Source organism: Aeoliella sp., from assembly GCF_965227375.1.
Lineage (GTDB): Bacteria > Planctomycetota > Planctomycetia > Pirellulales > Lacipirellulaceae > Aeoliella.
Genome location: NZ_CBDDFX010000002.1, coordinates 1,303,817 through 1,324,836, shown reverse-complemented (window position 1 = coordinate 1,324,836; position 21,020 = coordinate 1,303,817). Strand labels below are relative to the sequence as shown.

General features: G+C 58.7%; 17 protein-coding genes. 9 read left to right on the top strand and 8 right to left on the bottom strand.

Annotated features, from left to right (window positions below; translation table 11 throughout):
• Positions 1–5 precede the first annotated feature (5 nt).
• Together ACQK2L_RS18400 and ACQK2L_RS18395 are read left to right on the top strand one after the other, a co-directional pair.
• Positions 6–1,916 carry a CocE/NonD family hydrolase gene (locus ACQK2L_RS18400; protein WP_425398499.1) on the top strand — a complete coding sequence of 637 codons (1,911 nt, stop codon included), beginning with the start codon at positions 6–8 and terminating at the stop codon, positions 1,914–1,916.
• 5 nt (positions 1,917–1,921) lie between these two features.
• Positions 1,922–3,616 carry a hypothetical protein gene (locus ACQK2L_RS18395; protein ID WP_425398498.1) on the top strand — a complete coding sequence of 565 codons (1,695 nt, stop codon included), beginning with the start codon at positions 1,922–1,924 and terminating at the stop codon, positions 3,614–3,616.
• Between the two features lie 32 nt (positions 3,617–3,648).
• On the opposite strand, the gene ACQK2L_RS18390 is transcribed toward ACQK2L_RS18395, so the two are convergent.
• Positions 3,649–5,355, bottom strand: a complete 1,707-nt coding sequence (locus ACQK2L_RS18390) for a glycoside hydrolase family 172 protein (protein ID WP_425398497.1) — start codon at positions 5,353–5,355, stop codon at positions 3,649–3,651.
• Positions 5,356–5,661: 306 nt separating this feature from the next.
• On the opposite strand from ACQK2L_RS18390, the gene ACQK2L_RS18385 reads away from it, so the two are divergent.
• The 3 genes from ACQK2L_RS18385 (at position 5,662) to ACQK2L_RS18375 (ending at position 9,341) form a co-directional block, all read left to right on the top strand.
• Positions 5,662–6,924 (top strand): substrate-binding domain-containing protein, encoded by a 1,263-nt coding sequence (locus tag ACQK2L_RS18385; protein WP_425398496.1) that lies wholly within the window; start codon positions 5,662–5,664, stop codon positions 6,922–6,924.
• 339 nt (positions 6,925–7,263) lie between these two features.
• Positions 7,264–8,325, top strand: a complete 1,062-nt coding sequence (locus tag ACQK2L_RS18380) for a DUF1611 domain-containing protein (protein WP_425398495.1) — start codon at positions 7,264–7,266, stop codon at positions 8,323–8,325.
• The gene (locus ACQK2L_RS18375) at positions 8,322–9,341 is read left to right on the top strand and encodes a dipeptide epimerase (RefSeq protein WP_425398494.1); all 1,020 of its coding nucleotides are present in this window, start codon (positions 8,322–8,324) and stop codon (positions 9,339–9,341) included. The genes ACQK2L_RS18380 and ACQK2L_RS18375 overlap by 4 nt, the downstream gene beginning before the upstream one ends.
• Position 9,342: 1 nt before the next feature.
• Here the strand turns inward: ACQK2L_RS18375 and ACQK2L_RS18370 are convergent, their stop codons facing one another.
• Both ACQK2L_RS18370 and ACQK2L_RS18365 read right to left on the bottom strand, forming a co-directional pair.
• Complete coding sequence (locus ACQK2L_RS18370; RefSeq protein WP_425398493.1) at positions 9,343–10,137, bottom strand: hypothetical protein; 795 nt, start codon at positions 10,135–10,137, stop codon at positions 9,343–9,345.
• Between the two features lie 154 nt (positions 10,138–10,291).
• Positions 10,292–10,927, bottom strand: a complete 636-nt coding sequence (locus ACQK2L_RS18365; RefSeq protein ID WP_425398492.1) for a TraX family protein — start codon at positions 10,925–10,927, stop codon at positions 10,292–10,294.
• A gap of 354 nt (positions 10,928–11,281) precedes the next feature.
• Here ACQK2L_RS18365 and ACQK2L_RS18360 point away from each other — a divergent pair, with 354 nt between their 5' ends.
• Positions 11,282–12,226, top strand: a complete 945-nt coding sequence (locus tag ACQK2L_RS18360) for a YybH family protein (RefSeq protein ID WP_425398491.1) — start codon at positions 11,282–11,284, stop codon at positions 12,224–12,226.
• 803 nt (positions 12,227–13,029) lie between these two features.
• Positions 13,030–14,226: a hypothetical protein gene (locus ACQK2L_RS18355; RefSeq protein WP_425398490.1), complete on the top strand. Its 1,197-nt coding sequence runs from the start codon at positions 13,030–13,032 to the stop codon at positions 14,224–14,226.
• Between the two features lie 237 nt (positions 14,227–14,463).
• Here ACQK2L_RS18355 and ACQK2L_RS18350 read toward each other — a convergent pair whose 3' ends face one another.
• The 5 genes from ACQK2L_RS18350 to ACQK2L_RS18330 all read right to left on the bottom strand — a co-directional run bounded on the left by ACQK2L_RS18350 (position 14,464) and on the right by ACQK2L_RS18330 (position 18,743).
• Positions 14,464–15,351, bottom strand: a complete 888-nt coding sequence (locus ACQK2L_RS18350; protein WP_425398489.1) for an STM4011 family radical SAM protein — start codon at positions 15,349–15,351, stop codon at positions 14,464–14,466.
• Positions 15,342–16,667 carry an STM4012 family radical SAM protein gene (locus ACQK2L_RS18345; RefSeq protein WP_425398488.1) on the bottom strand — a complete coding sequence of 442 codons (1,326 nt, stop codon included), beginning with the start codon at positions 16,665–16,667 and terminating at the stop codon, positions 15,342–15,344. The genes ACQK2L_RS18350 and ACQK2L_RS18345 overlap by 10 nt, the downstream gene beginning before the upstream one ends.
• A gap of 16 nt (positions 16,668–16,683) precedes the next feature.
• Complete coding sequence (locus tag ACQK2L_RS18340) at positions 16,684–17,478, bottom strand: STM4013/SEN3800 family hydrolase (protein ID WP_425398487.1); 795 nt, start codon at positions 17,476–17,478, stop codon at positions 16,684–16,686.
• A 33-nt stretch (positions 17,479–17,511) separates the two neighbouring features.
• Positions 17,512–18,360, bottom strand: a complete 849-nt coding sequence (locus ACQK2L_RS18335; RefSeq protein WP_425398486.1) for a DUF6745 domain-containing protein — start codon at positions 18,358–18,360, stop codon at positions 17,512–17,514.
• A gap of 86 nt (positions 18,361–18,446) precedes the next feature.
• Positions 18,447–18,743 (bottom strand): hypothetical protein, encoded by a 297-nt coding sequence (locus tag ACQK2L_RS18330; RefSeq protein WP_425398485.1) that lies wholly within the window; start codon positions 18,741–18,743, stop codon positions 18,447–18,449.
• A 212-nt stretch (positions 18,744–18,955) separates the two neighbouring features.
• On the opposite strand from ACQK2L_RS18330, the gene ACQK2L_RS18325 reads away from it, so the two are divergent.
• Together ACQK2L_RS18325 and ACQK2L_RS18320 are read left to right on the top strand one after the other, a co-directional pair.
• Complete coding sequence (locus ACQK2L_RS18325; RefSeq protein WP_425398484.1) at positions 18,956–19,795, top strand: STM4015 family protein; 840 nt, start codon at positions 18,956–18,958, stop codon at positions 19,793–19,795.
• The gene (locus ACQK2L_RS18320; RefSeq protein ID WP_425398483.1) at positions 19,792–20,943 is read left to right on the top strand and encodes an STM4014 family protein; all 1,152 of its coding nucleotides are present in this window, start codon (positions 19,792–19,794) and stop codon (positions 20,941–20,943) included. Before ACQK2L_RS18325 ends, ACQK2L_RS18320 begins: the two co-directional genes overlap by 4 nt.
• The last annotated feature ends 77 nt before the right edge of the window (positions 20,944–21,020 follow it).

Here is a 21,020-nt window from a genome sequence, read left to right as displayed (position 1 = left end):
TCAAGGTGCTCCCAATCGTGTACTTCACTCCCTCCCTCCAGCCACAGAAGCTGGTGCTGCTGGCGTTGCTGTTGCTGGTTTCATGCTGCCGAACGACTCGCGCCGAGATCGACATCCAGAATGCTTACAGCAAGACCGATGTCATGATCCCGATGCGCGATGGCGTGCGGCTCTATACCGAGATCTATACTCCGCGAAACCAGCGCGGGAAATTGCCTATCCTGTTTTTGCGCACGCCGTATCGCGTGGCGGAGCCGGACGGCAAATTCACGCGGTATTTTGATACCGCGTTCCGCGAAATGGCCAAGGAGGGCTACATCATCGCAGTGCAGGATGCGCGGGGACGCCACAACTCCGAGGGCAAGTTCGAGTGGAACCGGCCAGTGCGCCACCGCCGCGATCCACAGGCCATCGACGCCAGCACCGACGCGTACGACTCCATCGAGTGGCTCACCAGCAGCATGGCCAACGACAACGGCCGTGTCGGCATGCTCGGCGTTTCCTATCCGGGTTGGTACGTGACGATGGCCCTGGTCGACCCTCACCCGGCGCTCAAAGCGGCCAGCCCACAGGCGTCGCCTTCGGACTATTTCATCGGCGACGACTTCTACCACTTCGGCGCGTTCCGCTTGCAGCCCAGCGCCGAGCTTCCGTATTTGTTCGACTTCGACGCGAAAGAGAACGCCCGGTTTCCGTACGACCAGGTTGATACTTACGAGTTCTTTCTGGACCTCGGGCCGTTGTCGAACATGAACGCCAAATACCTGCACCATGTGTCTCCGACCTGGGACAACTTCATGGAGCACGCCACGTACGACAAGTATTGGGTGGAAGGGGGAACGCTGCCCCATTTGACAGAGGTCACCGTGCCGACGCTGAATGTCGTCGGGTGGTGGGACGCGGAAAACCTGGGCGGGGCGCTCGACATCTACGACACGATGGAACCGCTCGACAAGCAGAACCTCAACCGGCTGGTCGTCGGGCCATGGGCGCACGGGCAATGGTATCGCGGCCCGAGCGAAGCTCTGGGAGCCTACGAGTTCGGCTCGGACACTATGGCTCACTATCAGAAGACCATCGAAGCGCCGTTCTTCGCCCACCACTTGAAAGGCGCGCCCGACCCCAAATTGGCGGAAGCCACGCTGTTTCAAACCGGTTCGAACAAGTGGCAAAACTATGCAAGTTGGCCGCCGGCCGAGAGCAAACCCCAGAAGCTCTACTTCCAGCCAAATGGCGGGCTGTCGTTCACAGCGCCCGGTGATGACCAGACTGAGGAGTTTGCGAGCTACACTTCCGATCCTAAGAACCCCGTGCCCTACTCGGCCCGGCCCATCATGGGATTCTGGCACGGCATGCAGGGTAGTGACGATCCGCGATTTGGTCGCGCCGGCAAGCTGTGGAAGGTCGAGGATCAACGCTTTGTTGATGGCCGACCCGACGTGCTTACGTTCGTGACCGAGCCGCTTGACGGTGACGTTGAAGTCGCCGGGCATATCGTCGCCCGGCTGTTTGCCTCGACCTCGGGAACCGACTCCGACTGGGTGGTCAAGCTGATCGATGTCTATCCCGAAACATACGAGGAAAAGCCGGAGATGGGCGGCTATCAACTGATGATCGCCGACGACGTGATCCGCGGCAAGTTCCGTAGCAGCTTCAGCAAGCCGGAGCCGCTCGAGCCTGGGAAAGTCACCGAGTTCGAGATCAACCTTCGCACCCGCAACCACTTGTTCCGCAAAGGACATCGCATCATGGTGCAGGTGCAGAGCAGTTGGTTTCCGCTGATCGACCGCAACCCGCAGACGTTTGTCGACATTCCCCAGGCCACCGAGGACGACTACCAAGCTGCCGAGCAGCGAGTGTATTTCTCCACAGAGCATCCTTCGCACATCCAGCTACCCGTCGTCACGAAGGAGTGAGTTTCATGTTACTGGTTCGATCGATGTTGTTAAGTCTGATTGCGCTCACAGTACCTCCCTATGCCATGGCCACAACTCAGGTGCTGCAAGGAAAAATCGAACTCGCAGGGCAGGGCGATGCTCCGCTGCGAGTGTGGGCCATGCCGGTGGTGACCACCGACACTGGGCACCTCATCCCGCCATCGAAGCCCGAAATCCTCGCCGCGGCGGCCAACCAACAGGCCACCGCGCGGGTGACAACACGGAAGTTCTCACTTGAGGTTAAGGGAGATCGGCCGTATTGCGTGTTCGCTTACGCGGACCTCAACGACAACGGCTCCTGGGACCCAGCAACGCCGGAGCCGTTCGGCTGGTACGCGACCGAACCGGCGGGAAGCTATGCCATCGCTGCCAGCTCGCCAAAGAGCAAGCAGCTCAGCTTTCGTCTCACCGCCCCGCACACCATGCCGACCGAGTCGCAAGCCACTGAAGGCGGGCGGATCACGCAGATCAAAGGTTACACCGTGCTGCAACTTTCGGGCGACGCCCAGCTGCGGGGCTTCGCGCACGGAAAGCTGCTGGCCGATCAAATCGTCGACTTCTTCCGGTTCTACATTCTCGAAGACAAGATGAAGTCGGCCCAGGAGTACGAAGCAGGCTTCGCAAAGTTCCTGCACAGCCACTTCAACTACCCGGCGGAGTTCGTTACGGAGTGCGAAGCAGTCATCGAGGGGATGAAGGCTTCGGGCGCCGACCTGATGGTGCCGGAACTGAATCGCGAGTTCTCGCTGACCGACTTGTACGCCATTAACGGGTACATTGAAACACGGGCTATGCGATCCAGTTGCACACAATTCGCCGCCTGGGGCGAGCGAACCGCCGACACGGACGTCGATGGCGGCATGATCACCGGCCGCAATATGGATGGCGAGATCGACCTGCGTCGAGTCACGGTGAGTCACTTCCTGTTGATGGCGGTTGATCCTGCCGGGCCGGGCCAGAAGCGATACGTCTCGATGATGTGGCCGGGCTTCGTGGCAACCATATCCGGCATCAACGAAGACGGTTTCTACACGATGGAGAACGCCGGGCTCACCGGCCCAGGCCCTGTGGTGAATGGTCTGGTTCCTTTCTCATGGACCATGCGCGAGTCACTTGCGAAACTGGGCGCGGACGCCACGCCCGACTCGGTGCAGACGTTGGTCGACAGCTTCGACAACTCGGCCGGCGGCTGCTGTGGTCCGGGCTGCATCACTCTGTTTGCGGTGCCTTACACGGGGCAAAAAACTCCCGCGTTCATCCTGGAAGGCGACCGCTTTGGCGACCACATCCGCCGCGCCGAAGACGTTGCACCCTACGTACCACAGGCGATCGCTGCTAGCAATCACCACTTGGGGTATGGAGTGTCCCCCACTCGCCCTGGCAAGGTGTTCGACAAGACACCCAGTTTCTCATCGCTATGGCGGTACGAGGCCGGCATGCACAAGTTGGATGCCTGGTATCGCATCGGCCGGCCGATCGGCACGGACGAAATGCAGCAGTTGCTGCAGACCGTTGCCCACGGTACGACCGAATACTCGATCGTCACGCGGCCCAACCAGCGGGAAGTCGACGTGGTGGTCGCTTCGATGAAGTCCGAACCGTGGGACGCGCCATATCGCGAGTGGACGACCTTCGCCTTCGACGAACTGTTCACGGCGCCGCGCGTCGCCACCGACTAGCGGTCGGGCGGCGATTAGCGTGCCGGTCGACGTTACTTGGAGGCGAACTCCTCCAAGTCCAACACCACTTTCAGCTTCGCGCTTTCGGCATCCGGAGCCACGTTGACCACAGCGCCGGGACGAGCGTAGAAGAATGTGGTGGGGGCATAATTCACCTTGGTGGCCGCCCAGTGCCACAATTCCATGTCGAACTTGATCGACTTCTCAAACGGAATTGCGTCGAGGGCGCGGTAGCGACTGTTGACCGAGAAGCCGCCCTTCAAGTTTCCACCGCCTTCGGGCTGAGCATGGAACGGGGCGGCGAACGACTCGGGACGACACCAAGCGTAGCCGTAGTAGTCCTCGGTGCCGGTGCCGAAGTGCGAGGGGAAAGTCTCGCCATCGACGTAGATCTTCTCGTCTCCCTCTCCCCACCACTCGGCGGCTCCGTTGAACAGCGTAAGCGTGTCGCCAGCGTACACGCCTTGGCCTTCGACCGTCACGTAATTCTTATCGCTGGCTCCGTCGGGTACATCCATGCTGTCGCTGCCGCCGGTCACCTCCTCGGTGTACTGACGCCAAGTGGAGTGAAAGTGCAACGAACGATCGTCCCACTTCCAGTCGCTGAACGATACTTCGCCCAGTTCAACGGCCACCGCCTCGCCTGAGAGATTCTCCAACGAGATGTCGCAACCTTTCGCAAACGGCATCACCCACTCGCAGGACATCACCCCGTCGTCGGAATAAGCCGTGTACCAGCTTTGATACGGCTGGGGCTTGTATCCCACGCCGAAGAAGTCGCCCAGCGGAACCCACACACATTCCTCGCCGTCGAACTGCATCTTGATGACGGTCGAACGTAGCGCTTGTAGCGAAGCGTTCGGATCGACCTTCAAGCGAATCCGCCGCACTGCACCGCTGGATTCTTTGGCGGCCAGCGTCACCGATTGCTTTGGTGCGATGTTGCCATGCCACGTCACCTGCTTCCAATCGGCGCCCGAAGGGCGACCGCCCGCGGTTAACTCGGCTTGCGTCGACTCCAACGCAGCCTGTGCTGCTCTAAGTCGTTCCATGGAGAACGTCTCAACTTGGGTTCCAGGTTCGTAAGTGCGGTAATTGATCTGGTAATAGAGCGCCTCGCCCGTCTTACCGCCTTCATCCAGGAACACGTCGGTTTGATAGGTGATCTTGCAGCCCTTGGCGTAGGGGATGGGAAGGTACAGATTATGTCCGCGCCGGCGGTACTCTGTCTTGGGCGAGACACCTTGCGACAGCGGTCCCTCGGTCAACAGGCCGCCATCGATCACGTCGGCGACCGGGCCTTCGATGGCGGGCGTGTCGCTTCCGTCCAGGTAAACTCGCAAGGTGCCGTTCGAGAACGGTTTTCCTTTCGGTCCATGCCACGTTCCCCAGAAACGCACAATCGCGCCGGGCCCTTCGGCATCCATCAATACAAATTCTTTGCCGCCGTCTCTTTCCTCGATGCGTACAAACTGGCTGCGGTCCCAGTTGGCGTACCAACTTTCCTGATCCTCCGCCGACGTCGCCCTGCGGTCATAGCTCGAAAACTGCTTGCACGTGTACTCCGGCTGGGGAAACTGGCATAGCTGACTGCGGTCGGTCATCTCTTCCAGCAAACTGGTAATAGAAACAACCTCCTTCGATCTCGCGTCGATGGCCACCAGGCCCATCAGCGCAAAGCAGCACCAAAGCGTTGTTCGGCGGCATGGAAGTACGGAGATTAACAATCGGCTGGCCATCGTGAGACTCCAAGAGTTATTGAACGGGATGGGTCGACGCGCGACAGTGCATCGCCCGCGAAATTGCGCGCCAGGCCTACCAAACTAGCGTGAGGCCAAGGAGCCTTCACAGACTGCCGTGCGCAAAACCGGGTTGAATTTCGATCTTGGTGGCGTGGGCAAAGAGACACTTTTCCGCAAGCTAAGGGGCTTCGCCCGCGGGCGTGCGCGAATTGCGAACGTTTTTGCGCACGGCACCTGCAATTTCGCAACCATGGCGTTCGTTCTGTGTATATTCAGCACCGTGGGCCAATCTGCACCCACACCATGCCCAATCCTACCTCCGCAGGCGATACGATGCCCCCAATTCACCCCTCCTACGCCGATCCGGCGATTGCCGAACAGCCATCTCGACGCGTCGCTGTGCTGGTGGAGTTCGATGACACTTGGGGGCGCAACGTGGTAGAGGCGATCGCGCGCTATTCGCATGACGCCGGATGGCAGTTGCTGCTCGCCCCGCGAGACGCAGAACGCCGCCTGCGCGTTCCCGAGGGATGGGAAGGAGACGGCGCGGTTGTGATGATCCGCGACGAGTCCTTGATCAACCACATCCGCGATTTGCAGATCCCGGCGGTCGATCTCGGTTCGATGTATCCCGAAACCTCGTGGATGGGCCGCGTGATGACGAACGATAGTGCTCGCGCCAAAATGGCGCTCGATCACTTCCGCACGCGGCAATTGCAACACTTCGCATGCTACGCCCCCGTGATTGGGCGATACCCCAAGCGTCGATCCGAGCAATTCCGGAATATGGTCCGCGAGGCAGGATACGAATGCCATGCATTCGAGGCAGAACAGGCGGGTACGTCGATCGTCGATCGCGAGAGTTTGGCGCAGTGGCTGCAAGAGCTGCCACGTCCGGTAGGCATTTTCGCTTCCGACCCCTACCCGGCGCGCCAGTTGGCCGAAGTCTGCATGCACCGCGGCATCGACGTTCCAGGAGAAATTGCCATCCTGTCGGGCGACGAGGATGAACTGCTGTGTGGAGTTATGTCGCCTCAAATATCGAGCATCGAGTTGGCGAGCCATCGCATTGGATTCGAGGCTGCGCGGATGCTGGACAACATCATCCGTACCGGCCAAGTGCCTGCAGAGCCCGTGCAGATCGATCCGCTGCGTGTCTGCTCGCGTCGCTCGACGGACTACCTGGCGATTGGCGATCCCGATTTGAAGAACGTGGTGCGGCTGATCTGGGAACACGCGGCCGACGGCGTTCAAGTATCCGACCTCGTTCGCGCTGCTGCCATGTCGAGGCGAAAGATGGAGCAGAGATTCCGCGAGGTGCTGGGCCGGACGCCAGCCGAGGAGATTCGCCGTGTGAAGTTGGAGCAAGCGCGGCAAATGATGGTCACCACTTCGATGAGCGTAGCGGCCATCGCGCTGTCATGCGGATTTTCTAGCGGCCCTTACTTAGCCCACGCATTCCGAAAGCAATACGGCATCACCCCAAGTGAGCTACGCGTTGGCCGCGAATCGCAGCAACCAGCGGTTGTACCTCGCCTTCCTTCTGTGCCAGCCAGATTGAACTAGCACGCATCGGGTGGACATCTAGGGTGGCGAGCTTCCCGGGCTCGCGCGCACTTAAGGTTTTGTGCGCGCTCGTACGGCGAAGCGATTCGCGAATTCAGGTCATTCGCTTGAGCAACTTTCTTTAGGCGGCACGCTGCGCAATATTAACTGCTTATTGCGTCGCAGCGAGTCTACGGCGGGATGCAGCGTCGCGTAGCATAGTAGTTGAGCGCGTCGCGACTTGACTAAATCGCCTTCCGCGCCTGGCAATTGCATTCAGTTCATTCGAGGAAGACAAATACTGTGGTGGAAATTCACCGAGAACGACGGACTGCCCGGATTGCGGCGCCTGTTCAGGCAATGCACGAACGTGCCGATCTCCTCAGCTACAAGAACATCGTGCTGCTTACCGACGGCGCGTCGCGTTCCGGTTCGGCGAAGACGGCAACCGGCGTGGTGCGCTACCGTCAGCAGGATGTGGCGGCCATACTGGATCGCGATGAAGTCGGGTCTACCGCTCAGCAGCTGTTCGGCTTTGGTAGCGAGATACCTGTTGTTGGGTCACTGGGCGAAGTGCCAACCGCCGACGCACTGTTTATTGGCATTGCCCCCGCCGGAGGCAACTTGCCCGAAGCCTGGAAGCCGATCCTGCTGGAGGCACTCCAGCGTGGAGTCGACGTTGTATCGGGACTGCACGACTTCCTAGTGAACGATCCTCAATTGGTCGCGGCAGCCCGGAAGCATGACGCCAAGCTGATCGACGTTCGTCGCAACCATGAGAAGACCGTCGCCGACCACGCCAGCTTCCCAGCCAACAACCTTCGCATCCATGCGGTAGGGCATGACTGCAGTGTAGGAAAGATGGTCGTCACGTTGGAAGTGGAACGAGAACTCCAACGTCGGGGTGCGAACACCCGTTTCCTGGCTACTGGTCAAACCGGCATCATGATTGCTGGCGATGGCGTGCCGGTCGACTGCGTCGTGGCCGACTTTATTAGCGGCGCGGTCGAGCAAATGTTGCTGCGGAACACCGATGCCGAGATCATGCTTGTCGAAGGGCAGGGGAGCATCTCGCACCCCAGCTTTTCGGGTGTGACGATGGGCCTGCTGCATGGCTGTGCTCCGCAGGGCATGATCCTCTGCTACGAGGCGGGCCGCACCGCGGTGAAAGGGCTGCCGCACGTTCCGCTAAAATCTCTCAGCGAATATGTGCGGGTCTACGAGACGATTGCGGGCTTACGTTATCCCAGCCGCGTGATCGCCGTCGCGGTGAACGGCAAAAATCTGGACGATGCGGCCCTGGACGAAGAGGTCCGTAGGGTGCAGGATGAACTCGGACTGCCAGCCTGCGATGTCTATCGACATGGCGCCGGTGTGCTGGCCGATGCAGTGGAAAAACTGAGAACCGAGGTACTTGGATGAAGGTCTCGTTGCACGAGCGCACCGCACCGCTGAAAAAGCCCTTTACAATCTCCCGCGGAACATTGACGGAACAGCCCGTGCTCATCGTCAAGATGGAGCAGGACGGCAATGTGGGCTACGGCGAAACCACGGCCAACGACTACTACGGGCATACGCTCGAGTCGATTCGCCAGTCGATCGAAAGCGTCCAACCGCAGATCGAACAACTCGACATCGTACAAGGCGACGAAGTGTACAACTCCGTGGCCGCGCAGCTCGCGGGCGACATGTTCGCCCTCTCGGCACTCGACATCGCCTGCCAGGACCTAGCCGCAAGACGCGCTGGGAAGACTTGCTTCGAGAACTGGGGACTCGAGTGGACCGGCTTGCCAGAGTCGAGCCTAACGATCGGCATCAACGACACACCCGCCATGGTGGCCGACCTGAAGGAAAACCCAGGTTGGAACAACTACAAGGTGAAACTCGGCACGACGCGCGACATCGAAATCGTTTCGGCCCTCCGCGGTGCTACGGACGCCAAACTGCGAATCGATGCCAATTGTGCATGGACTGCCGATGAGACTATCGAGAAGTCGAAGCAACTGGCCGATTTGGGCGTCGAGTTCATTGAACAACCGCTCCCACCGGACGCACCGCGCGACGACTTCAAGAAAGTCTACGAGGGCAGCGCGCTGCCGGTGATCGCCGACGAGAGTTGCCAGATTCCGGCACACGTCGAGCCGTGCGGCGAGGTCTTTCACGGCATCAACGTCAAGCTCTGCAAGTGCGGTGGACTGACTCCCGCAGTGCAGATGTTGAAGCAAGCCCGCCAAATGGGCCTCAAGACGATGGTCGGATGCATGGTCGAAACGTCCATCGGCATCTCAGCCGCTTCTCAACTGTTGCCTTTGCTGAATTTTGCTGATCTGGATGGCGCGATCCTACTCGGCAACGATCCGGCCACCGGCGTGAAGGTCGAGCTTGGCAAAGTGAATCTGGCCGACTCGCCAGGCACGGGGGCCGTGCTCCGTGACTAAGCTACTTCAGTCGCAACAGCACTACATTGTCGAGCACCGAAGTCGTCGCACCTTTTTGGGTGTTGATTTTTAGCTCGCCACCCAGTTGCCAAGCGCCAGCGGCATCGCGTTTGGTGTTGCGATTTGGATTGATGAGCGTGCCTGACTCAATCCTCGTGACGGCCATGCGTTCATGCTGACCCTCAGGGCTACGTCGCGCTGGATCGTGAATGATGAGAATCGCGGAATCATCTGGGTCGGCTCCGAGCAGCGTTACCCAATGGCCCCCCAACCGGCGATAGTCGCCTCCTTCTTTTTTGTACCAGCCAACGTTTAGTAGGCCGATGGTATCTGCGTCGAGCCGTCGGGCAACTTCCACCGCATTGGGATGTCCTGGCACGGTGCGAACCAAGTCGCGCTTCACCTTACGCCAACCGTGGTATGCGACTTGGTCGACTTGGTAGCCACGATCCTCAACGTAGCCGGTAAGCCCGCGAATCAACGCATGAGGGCCCGTTCCGCGCGTCTTCGCGGTGTTCATTAGCCCTGGCGAGCCGAGTGTTTCGGCCAACTCAAGCTGCGAGCCGGGCACCAATTCGGGATACCCACGTCCGGCCAGCCAGACCAGCGCATTGCTCGCCGCCACCGGACCGCAGTATTGTCCACCCCGCCCAGGCAGGCTCTCATGCACCTGCGGCAAGTCTGGAGTATCTTCGATCCGTTCCTTCAAGTCTCTCGGCGGCGATGCCAACGCCGGTGCGGTCAGCATGAAGACTAAGGACAACAGCGAAGCCAATGGCGCTCGGGCGAAGGACATTTGCATAAAGTGTGGTTTACGGCGGGTTGTGAAAGGAGGGTGTCGAAGCATGTAGCGTGCGCTGAACTCAGGAACCCACTAGCACTTTTCGAATCTCAAGACGGAGTTAGCAGTGTACTCTAACATGTTACCCGTGCCCACATGCTGCTTGGCACTAGTCGAGCAGAAGCAGCAGGGCCAAATGCACAGGGTAGAACCAGTACCACCACCAGCCGGTGCGTATCCAATGGGGTGCATCCCATGCAATTCGCGTCCCCCACCAAAGCACGATGGCCCATGCGACTGATTCGGCGCCGTAGGTCAAACCCCACCACGTAGCATGCGGCCACAAGTACACCGCCATCGATGCGGCCGACACGCTGGGCAGCCACCATCGTGATCCCGCATGATGCCCGACGACTAGCAGTCCTACCGCAATGGCGCCGCCTTCGACGACTACTTCGCCCCGCCAGGATTCCACCGCCGCCAGGGCTGTGACCACCACGGCGACCTCCGCGATACGCCGCTCGGCCAGTACGACCACCAGGCCCAGCGTGAACAGAATGTTGAGCGAGTCGCTCCACCAGAACGCCGTGTAGATACCCTGCGACACCACCCCGACCATAAAGAGCCGCGCCGCGTACATCTCGCGGCTGCTGGTTCGCTGTAGTCCGGCGAGCAGCAACAAAAAGAAACCTGGTATCGCCGCGCGCCCCAACGCCCTCCATCCCGAACCGCCGTCGTACACAATTGCCGCATGGTCCACGACCATCGACACCACGGCCACCAGACGCACCACAGCCCAATTCACGGCACCTTCTCAACCATTAAAAAGAAGTCTAGCTCTCGACCGATCGCCCGCGGATTTGCATATAACGTTAACCGAGTTACCCGTCGACACCAACATCGCTTCAACACACGATGCGAGATTGAATAAGCGGATGGTTGACAAATCTTGGTTATAGCCGGATAATCGCTGTCCACTTCTACCGCGACCCCGCAGGGATCCGTCGAGTCCCGGTAGCGAGAATTTCAGTTGCGAAACGCATCGGTCGGACTTGGATTCGACCAACAATTCTCACTTTTTTCTTCGACAATCGACGCCCAACTCCGCAGCGAGGTGGTTCTACACGTTGGCATCCCCTAATTACATGGGAGCATATCGATGAAGCGACATTTCGTTCCAGCCTTATTCGCCGCTGTGACCCTGGCAGCAATCGCCAATGCACAAGAACCGAATGGTGACGCCACGGAGACGATTCGAGAGAGATTAGGGTCTTATGTAGAGACGTTTAACAAACACGACGCTGAAGCCGTGGTAATGTACTGGACCGCGGATGCAGTCTCGGTTCAGGAGGGAACCGGCGAGAGGACCGAAGGCCGTGAAGCTCTGCAAAAGGAATTCAAACAGTTCTTCGCTGACTACCCGCAAGCTCAGCTCTCCGGCAGTACGGAGCATGTGCAAATGGTCGGCGCCGACGTCGCAGTTATTGAAGGAACGATTACTCTGGCGACCGGTCTCGACGAGCCGACTCAATCCACCTTCACCGCAGTGCTCAAGAAGCAGGACGATCATTGGCTAATTGCCAGTTCGCACGAACGCGATGTCCCCACTCCAACCACATCCCACGAAGCGCTTAGGGAGTTGGTTTGGGCGATCGGAAGTTGGCAAGACGAGATCGACGGAGCCAAGGTTACCTCGACCATCCGCTGGTCGCCGAGTCAGGCATTCCTGATTCGCTCCTACCAGGCTGAGTATGAAGATGGCGATGGCACCTCGGGCACACAGATCTTCGGTTGGGATCCACTTGCCAAGCAGATCCGCACCTGGACGTTCAACTCCGATGGATCCTTCGGCGACGGCACCGTGTCGAAGAACGGTGATGAGTGGATGGTGAAGATGAATCAAGTGCACAGCGATGGGACGTTGGCTTCAGGGACGACCGTGATCACGAAGATCGACAACAACACCCTGCAGATTCATAAGATCGGTGAATCGCTCGATGGAGAACCAGTTCCGTCTTCGGACCCAATTACTGTTGTTCGAATTGCAGAGATTGAAGAGGCTCCCGCGGAAGAGACTGCTGCTGTAGAAGGAGCGTCGCGATGACATTCAAGATCACTTCGATAAGCGTCTCCAAGATTGCGATTGCCGTTGCACTGGCGTTGATGGTCGCCGATGACAGTCGTGCGGTAGGACGCGGAGGCGGCAAGAAAGGGGGAGGTGGCCGGCCGGCTGCGTCACGCGGAGGAGGAGGCGCAAAACGCGCTGCACCGCGACCAAAGACCAGTATGCCCAAAATGGGTGGCTCCAGGTCCAAACCGAATCGACCTTCGGCGAGCAGGCCAAGTGTTAGTCGTCCGTCGTCTCGACCAACCGCCAATCGTCCAACACAACGACCGAATATCAACCGCCCCAGTGGCGGACTCAAGCCCAACAGCCGACCCAATACTCGACCAAATTCTCGGCCCAACTCGGGATCGCGCCCGAACTTAAGCTCTCGGCCGTCAACGCGACCTGGGACAACTCGGCCGGGCGCCTCTCGGCCCACAACTCGGCCAGGATACGCCCAAAGACCGAACACCAGCCTGCCGAATTTTGGATCACGACCGAATAGCCGACCAAGTCGACCTTCGGTGGCTCAACGCCCAAACGCTCAGCGCCCGAACATTGGCACACGACCCTCGACACGACCGGGTACGAACCGCCCAAATATTGGCAGTCGCCCAGGAGGAAACCGGCCCGACATCGCCAGCCGACCTGGCGGAAACCGGCCCGGAGCAAACACTCGTCCATCTACACGACCTAGCCCTGGAGGACTTGGCGATTTCCTGGGACTTGACCGCCCGGTGCGACCTGGAAGCGGTGGCGACCGTCCCGGACTGGCCAATCGACCTGGGAGGCCGACAACCTTGCCCGGCGAGATCGGCAATCGTCCCGGTCGACCCGGCACGGGTGGCGACCGGCCCGGAATCGGTGGCAATCGTCCCGGCATTGGCAATCGACCCGATCGACCCGGTGGAGGCAATCGCCCAGGCATTGGCAATCGCCCTGAGCGTCCCGGCAGTGGTGTTGGGGATCGTCCAGGTATCGGCAATCGTCCCGATCGCCCGGGCGGCGGAGGTAACCGACCCGGCCGACCAGGTGGTGGTAACCGCCCCGACCGCCCTGATTGGATTGGCGGCGGTGGCGATCGACCTGGCAGGCCGAATCGGCCCAACAGGCCCAACCGCCCCGGTGGAGGCAACTGGTGGGACAACGGTGGCATCCACAATCGCCCGGGTTGGGCTAATCGCCCTGGTTGGAACAACGTCCACGATCGCTGGCCCCGACCAGGGCGTCCGGGTTACGGCATGGGCAATTGGATCGACCGTCACCCTGGACGCTACGATCGCTGGAACAATTGGGGCAACAACGTTCGATTTAACTACAACAACTTCAACGTCTACAACGACTACTTCACGCCCAACTGGTGGGGAGGCCACTACCATGGAATCGGCGGCTGGCACTACGGTTACTGCTTCGACCGGTACCCGTCGAGTTACTGGTGGACAATTCCCACGTTTGTCGGCTTAACCGATTGGTTCAGCTGGCCGGCGCCCACCCCCGTGTGGCAAGAGCCGATCTACTACGACTATGGTCCCGGCGGCAACGTTTACTACGAAAACAATGCGGTCTACATCGACGGCCAGGAAGTCGGCACCCCGCAAGACTTCGCCGCCAGCGCAGCAGTCCTGGCGACCGTCGAACCACCTGCAACAGAACAGCAGGCGGAGGAGGCGGATTGGATGCCACTCGGCACGTTCGCCGTGTCTTCCAGCCAGAAAGAGACGGAACCAACTCGGTTTGTGCAACTGGCCGTGAACAAAGAAGGCATTGTCAGCGGCACGCTATACGACGAGTCGACTGATATCACACAGACCCTGCTGGGTCGCGTTGACAAGGAAACGCAACGCGTCGCCTTGCGAGTCGGAGAGAGCGAAGACATCGTCGTTGAGACTGGCCTCTACAACCTCACCCAACCAGAAGCGCCCATCATGGTGCACTACGGCCCCGACCGAGTCGAAAACTGGCTGCTAGTGCGACTGGAGGAACCAGACTCGGAGTGAAATCGCTGCGGCATCGGCAAAACACAACCTGCCGCGGCCAAGGGACGCCTTCAAGGCGCATAGAGAACACCTCGAACAACGTACCGCAGGTGATCAAGGCTGCGCTGCTCTACGTGGTGGCATCCTACTTGTCGTACGACCGAGTCCAATTCGTCCGCGATGTCGAGCCGTTCGAGTTGCAGCAACGAACGCCCTTGGCTGAAGCAATTGGGACAGGGGCTTTCCACTCGCACTGTTCTACGCAAGCGACCTATTGCTCGGTAGGGACTTCACGTGCTGCGGAACTCGTTCGAGTATCCCCGCGCCATACACGGACTGGAGATCAAGGTGCTCCAGATGCACGTATCCGATGTGGCATCCGCAGGTATCATTGGGACACAAACGTCGGCGCAAGGAGTGTTCGAAGTTCGCATCGTATAGATTGCCAATCACTTCATCTACAAAGTGACATCGCCGCACGTTTCCCTGACTGTCGACCGTGACCACAGTCTCGCCTGTCAAGCAATGCTTACCCCGACTCGGGTGGCGCTGGTTGTTTACAGGAAACTGAGGATCGATTTGCGTGAGCTGCTCAATGGCCGACAAGTCATAATACTCCTCTTGTGACTTGAAGGCATTGATCCATAGATAGACTGTCGGGGGCAGCCGACGTCGCAGCTCGTCGATCTCTGAAAAGTGCTCGCGCAAGCCCACGCACCCAACACTATAGCTGACGCCGCTAGTCGACAACCGCTCGCATTGCTTAAGGAAACTGCCGAGGCTTGTCTGTCCAGGATGGTAGGTGCACCAGAGTCCAAGCTTGCCTGCTTCAGCCAAACCCACCCAATCCAGGTTGCAGGAGAGATTTGTTTGCACGGCGACTTTTCGGACGTGAGAGAGATGCGTCAAACTGACAACCGCATCGCGATACCAACTCCTTACTAGAGCCTCGCCCCACGGAGTGAAAAAGACCGAAAGAGGCCGTTCCGAATGGCATGTTGCCCAATCGATGAATCTTTCCAGACCTTTTCGATCTGAATCAAGTTCATCGGGCGACTCCCAATGCTTTGCAAACGGGCAATACGGACAATCGTAATTGCAGCTCGAAAGTGTGCCACGGTAGAGGATTGAGAGTTCTACAGACATTCGAACTCCTCCATAAGTCCGCGGACCCGATCCGAATAGAGCCATGGCCCGATGACATCGGAACGCTCCATACCAGCCGGAGTCAGGCGTAAAATTCTGTCCGACTCGGTTGCCCAATTCCGTTCAACGAGTTCCTCCAACTGAGGGAGGTGCTCCCAGATCGACTCGCCAAACCGCTCGCGATAGTTGTCCAGATGCACGCCCTCTACCTGCAAGAGCCCCTGAATGACGTACCGTCGGCGTTGTTCTAACTCGCCAAGGACATAACCATGCGAGGCGAAACGAAACGATTCACATTCCCGCGAGAGGTAGTCCTGCAGAATCGCTCGGACTCCGCTCTTGCCTACCGCGAACTCCGTAGAATAGTGCAGGTCGCGAGTATAAGAACGCGCTCCACACCCAAGGCCCACCATGCCGTCTGACTGACAGCAATAGACGGGAGCAGCGTCGATGGATTGCGATGGCAGGCGGAACATCCTCATGGACACCTGCTCGTACCCGGAGTCGAGCAACGCATCCCGCGCCTCGCGGTATCGGTCTAGCCGGTCGTCGCTTGCAGTGGCCGAAGTGCGTCCCAGACCTGTCAGTTCGCGTACATAGAGTGGATACAGATAAATCTCTTCCGGCCGATACGAGATCGCCCGCCTGACGTTGTCCATCCATGCTCCGCTCGATTGTCCCTCCGCCCCGTAAATCAGATCGAGATTCAGTACGGGAAAGTCACAATCGCGGACAACTGCAATGGCCTGCTCGACATCTCGAACTTTCTGCGGACGCCCCAGCAGGCCGGCTTCCTCGTCGTTGAAAGACTGCACACCGAGACTCAGGCGGTCGATGCCCCATGCTCGCAAAAGCTGGGCCTTGTGTGGAGTGAGAGTCGCGGGCGAAGCCTCGCATGAGGTTGGAATATCGCGACCATCGCCACCTAGCAAGTCGCTTGCGATATCCAGCAGTTGCTCAAGTCGCTGTTCGTCAAGAAACGTCGGCGTACCTCCGCCTATGGCGAAGCGGGAGAACTTTGCTTGGCCCAGGCAACCTTTCACCGCATTGGCTTCCCGTTGCAGCTGATCCATGTACTGCTGCGCCCAATCAGGTTCGGCATTGGCCAGTGTAAACAGGTTACAGAATCCACAACGGTATTCGCAAAACGGGACGTGAAGATACAAGAATATCGCGTCTCGCCGCTCTTGCGCCCACAACGCCTGCAGAGGCACGGGCTCCTCAAGCGTCCGATACGCCGACTTGTGTGGGTACGAATACGCGTACCCTACGTAGGGTGACTCGACGTCCAGCAGATGTTCGGTAGCGGAGTTCACGACTGATAGCCTGAGGTTACTTTAGGAAGAACTCTGCATAAGGCACATCCCAAACGACTGGATGCCCCAGACGGTGGCCATGATAACCACTTTCGCCGTAGGCTGTACCATGATCGGAACAGACGATACAAAACGTCGGGCCACGAGAACGCAGGGCTTCGAAGAGTATTGGCAAGCAAGAGTCAACATACGTCAACGCCGCGGCCTGCGTCTGTGGCGAATCTTCGTCGGCGTCCGCATACATGCAATTTGGCTGGTGTAGTGCCGAGACGTTTATGAACATCAGAATGCGACGATCCGGTGTGGTGTCGTTGACTATTCTGGCGGCAAGCGAAAACTGCTCGGCGGCCGAAGTGCTGCTTGTCACTCCCATGTTCGGTGACCAGTGACTTTCGTCAAACAAATCTGGTAGAACTCGCCCAAGGGCCGTTTGCTTGTTGAAAAAACCGACACCGCCGATGCACACCGTGCGGTAGCCTGCTTCGCTTAGACCTTGCACCCACGTGGGACTGTCATACACATAGCTTTCGCGCGTGGTAGACTCGCTGCCCTGGAATTTGGCTGCAAACAGCCGAGGATGAGGACCTGGGCCGGCGGGCGTGGGCAGGAAACCGGCGAAGAACGCCTGGTGGGCTGCAAAGGTGAAACTGCCCGGACTATGCCGAAGCTGCCATCCTTCGTCGGGGAGGACCGACGCGAAGTTCGGCAACTCGCTGCGCTCCAGCGTCTGCACGGCAACATCGTAGCGGAGCGTATCGAGCGTCATGAACAACATGTCGTGACGGCCCACTATTTGGTTCGCGTCTACCATGGAGAAATCATCGCCCGGCGCGGCTAGTCGCCGTTAGGTCTCCACTAGCGGTGCATAGTCGTCGGGGTTGTCGAATCCCGCGGTCCAGGCAACGGCTTGCCGGCACGTAGAGGTCTCGGGAGGAACTCGCAGCAGATATTGCCGGCCCGTCGACGGACAATTGACCGCTACGCACACCAGCGGTTCGTCATCCTCCAACTCCACTCGATACAGCTTACGCTCCCCACCCGGGTCGGTGTCCGTGTCGAGGATCGCAGGATCGGCCTCTTCCAGAAACCTTGCGAATCCCATTCGCTCCATCTTCACTCGCCGCAGCTCTGCGTTGGGCTCCTCTAGTACTTCTTGCGAGGTGATGGTCTCGGGCTGGAAGGCGATGCGTTGGTCGATTGCCACACCACGCCAGCGCAGTCCTACCCCCTTTAGCGCCGTCGGTAACTCCTTAATCCCAGTGTCGGCCACATCAATCCAAGAGGATACCTCCAATCCATCTGGCAGCGAATCGATCTGAGCACAACCGACCAGATCGAGCTGCGACAGCGGCCCCAGCCACGATGGCAACCCCGGGAGCCCCAAGCAGTTGCGCGCGCGGAGACGCCCCACGCTGATGGATGCCTGACTGGGCCAACGATGCATGTGGCTGCAGTCGCTGATGTCGACAAACGAGCAAGACAGTCCCTCCGGTAGACCCTCCAAAAGGGGACAGTCGCTGACGTCGAGTGATCCCGCCCGAAGTCCCTTTGGCAATTTACGTAATCGCAAACACCCACGCAGGTTCAAGCCGAACTGCACAGTAATGCCCTCAGGCAATTCTTCGATGTCTGTGCCTGCGAGGTCGAGCGTAACGTGCTCGCTGTTAGGCTCCAGAGGGGGAGCGGCTTTCATGGCATTACCTGGCGAATGAGTGTGCTGCGTCGAAACGGCCCCAAACCGACGCAGTACACTGCGAAACATCTCAAACATCGACCAACCTAATCAATGACGCGACGAATCTCTTGTGGAGAATATTCTCGTTGAATCCAGACTCGGTAGGATCCACGCCCAAAGACGATGGGAGCGTGCTCCTCGTGAATCAGAGTGGCGGTGTCGCCAGTCACTCGCAAGAACATCGCGTCGCCGGACCGGAAAAGTTCCGCTACCCCTCGTTCCTTGACTCGATGGGCGTGCCCGGTAATCTCTCCCTTGGCCAGAATGCAGTGGGGAAGCTTGGTGGCCGCATCCGGAATCTTCGAACACTGATCGACAAACACATCCCCATGACGCCACATTTCGCCTCTCCATTGGTTAACGTTTTCGGCAGCGGTAGTCGCCCAAACACACTGCGGATTGTACACTGGCTTCAGGCGGCCGGCCAACCTTCTAATTCAAAAGGATCAGAAAGATGACGATAAACTCTCATCTCACAGAGTTTGCAGGATTACCAGTAGTTTCGTATTCCGAGGATAGCCCCCTAAGTCAACCCGAATCAAAAGCCTTTCGATTGGGGCTCGATTGGGACTCTTACGATAGTGGTAAGACGATTCTGGAACTGTTTGCCGCCTTCCTTGGCGATCCAAATGCATCGGAAGTGCAAGCTTTGCTGGTGGGCGACTGGGGTGGAACTGGCGAAGGAAACGACTCGGGTCCGGTCGTCGAAGCCCTGGTCAGCGCTCGCGACAAGTTGCCAAAGCTTCGTGCATTGTTCCTGGGCGAAATGGTCATGGAAGAGTCCGAGATTTCGTGGATCACTCAAAGTGACGTGTCTCCACTGTTCCAGGCGTTTCCCAATCTCGAAGAACTGTACATTAGAGGAGGTGGGGGGCTACAACTTGGCAAACCAAACCACCTGAAGCTGCGGAAGCTCGTTATCGAGACGGGCGGAATGTCGGCCGAGATCGTGCGCGAAGTCACCGCAGCGGAACTTCCAGCGCTTACCCACCTCGAGTTGTGGCTGGGAGATGACGGGTACGGCAACACGGTCACAACTGACGACGTGGAGGCACTGCTCAAGAATGGACCTTGCAACAAATTGACTTATCTCGGCCTGCGGGACGACTGCAGTGCCGACGAGACAGCAAAGGTGCTCGCCAGCAACGGTTTGCCATCCACTGTAGAGTGCCTGGACCTGTCCCTCGGAGCATTGGGAGACGAAGGCGCCGAGACGCTGTTGGCCAGCGGTGTGCTGGCCCAACTCAAAACGCTCGATGTACACTTTCACTATATCTCCGAGGACGTCGTCTCAAAGCTCCGAGCGGCAGTACCGGAATTGAATGCAGACGATCCTCAAGAGGCGGATGATTGGGATGGAGAACCGCATCGATATGTCGCGGTCGGCGAATGAAGTCTCCGCGCCCTTGGGTGATTGTTTGCAATCCGGAGAACCGTCGCGTTTCGATGTTCCAAAGCGCCCTCGCGAGCCGGCGTTTACCGCCCGCCGAAGTGCGAAGCTACGAAGGGCTGCTATCGGGGCGCGAGAGCCTGGACGATTTGCCGGCGAGATCCATCGTTAGGTTCGACTCACCGGGTGAGAACTTTTCTGTCGAGCGTCAGTTGCTGGCTGCCGGCGCCGACGCAGCCGAACAGGAAGGCTCGCCAGTACTGTCTGCCGAGACGGCTTCTCGGCTCGATGAAGACACCGGACGGATACTGCACCCGCGACAATACCACTTGGGCTACATGGCATCGTGCCGAAGATGGTTTGAAGCCATTGCCGCCCAACCCGGCGTGCAATGCACGACCAGCTACGATGACTTGAGAACTCAGTTCGACAAGACCCTTTGCAGTCGCTCGCTCGCCGCAGCAGGTGTGCCGGCACCGGAGTCCATTGGAATCGTTGATGACTGGGACGATCTCCTACAGCGAATGGAACAAGCGAGTACTCAACGCGTATTCGCCAAACTCGCCAACAGTTCCTCGGCTAGCGGTGTCGTGGCGATTGAGAAGATCGGCGGACGAGTGCAAGCGATAACGTCGGTGGAAATGGTTCGCAACGGACGCAAACTTCGTTTATACAACTCGCTGAAGACCCGATGCTATACAGAGCGATCTCAGGTGTGCGACCTCATCAACGAACTCGCGCGGCATCGCCTGCATGTCGAACGATGGCTGCCGAAGGCAAGCCTCGAAAGGCGAGTATTCGATCTTCGCGTGCTAGTAGTAGGCAATCAACCCAGGCACATGGTTGTTCGAACTAGCCGCACGCCACTCACCAATCTGCACCTCGGCAATAAGCGCGGAGACCTGGAGAATTTCCTCTCTCAGATATCGGAAGTTCAACTAGCAAGCATGCTCAATAGTTGCAGAACATGCGCGGATGTCTTTTCCGAATCGCTCTACTTCGGCTTGGATGTGCTCTTCACCCCTGGATTTCGTGATCACTACGTTCTCGAATCCAACGCATTTGGCGACTTGCTTCCTGGTGTTACACACGAAAGATGTGATACATATCAAGCAGAGGTCGACGCCGCTGCGGACGGGCTACTTTATTGATTTGGGCGTCCAGCCGCACAAAAGGAGTCGCACTCCGGCTGACAATCTCGGTATGATGATAGGTGCATTCGCCACAC

What these genes read in the sequence shown, in the direction of transcription:
- ACQK2L_RS18330 (WP_425398485.1), bottom strand. Translation starts at nt 18,743, where the DNA reads ATGTGGCGTCATGGGGATGTGTTTGTCGATCAGTGTTCGAAGATTCCG.
- ACQK2L_RS18370 (WP_425398493.1), bottom strand. Translation starts at nt 10,137, where the DNA reads ATGTCCTTCGCCCGAGCGCCATTGGCTTCGCTGTTGTCCTTAGTCTTC.
- ACQK2L_RS18385 (WP_425398496.1), top strand. Translation starts at nt 5,662, where the DNA reads ATGCCCAATCCTACCTCCGCAGGCGATACGATGCCCCCAATTCACCCC.
- ACQK2L_RS18380 (WP_425398495.1), top strand. Translation starts at nt 7,264, where the DNA reads ATGCACGAACGTGCCGATCTCCTCAGCTACAAGAACATCGTGCTGCTT.
- ACQK2L_RS18395 (WP_425398498.1), top strand. Translation starts at nt 1,922, where the DNA reads ATGTTACTGGTTCGATCGATGTTGTTAAGTCTGATTGCGCTCACAGTA.
- ACQK2L_RS18375 (WP_425398494.1), top strand. Translation starts at nt 8,322, where the DNA reads ATGAAGGTCTCGTTGCACGAGCGCACCGCACCGCTGAAAAAGCCCTTT.
- ACQK2L_RS18350 (WP_425398489.1), bottom strand. Translation starts at nt 15,351, where the DNA reads ATGTCTGTAGAACTCTCAATCCTCTACCGTGGCACACTTTCGAGCTGC.
- ACQK2L_RS18390 (WP_425398497.1), bottom strand. Translation starts at nt 5,355, where the DNA reads ATGGCCAGCCGATTGTTAATCTCCGTACTTCCATGCCGCCGAACAACG.
- ACQK2L_RS18360 (WP_425398491.1), top strand. Translation starts at nt 11,282, where the DNA reads ATGAAGCGACATTTCGTTCCAGCCTTATTCGCCGCTGTGACCCTGGCA.
- ACQK2L_RS18320 (WP_425398483.1), top strand. Translation starts at nt 19,792, where the DNA reads ATGAAGTCTCCGCGCCCTTGGGTGATTGTTTGCAATCCGGAGAACCGT.
- ACQK2L_RS18340 (WP_425398487.1), bottom strand. Translation starts at nt 17,478, where the DNA reads ATGGTAGACGCGAACCAAATAGTGGGCCGTCACGACATGTTGTTCATG.
- ACQK2L_RS18335 (WP_425398486.1), bottom strand. Translation starts at nt 18,360, where the DNA reads ATGAAAGCCGCTCCCCCTCTGGAGCCTAACAGCGAGCACGTTACGCTC.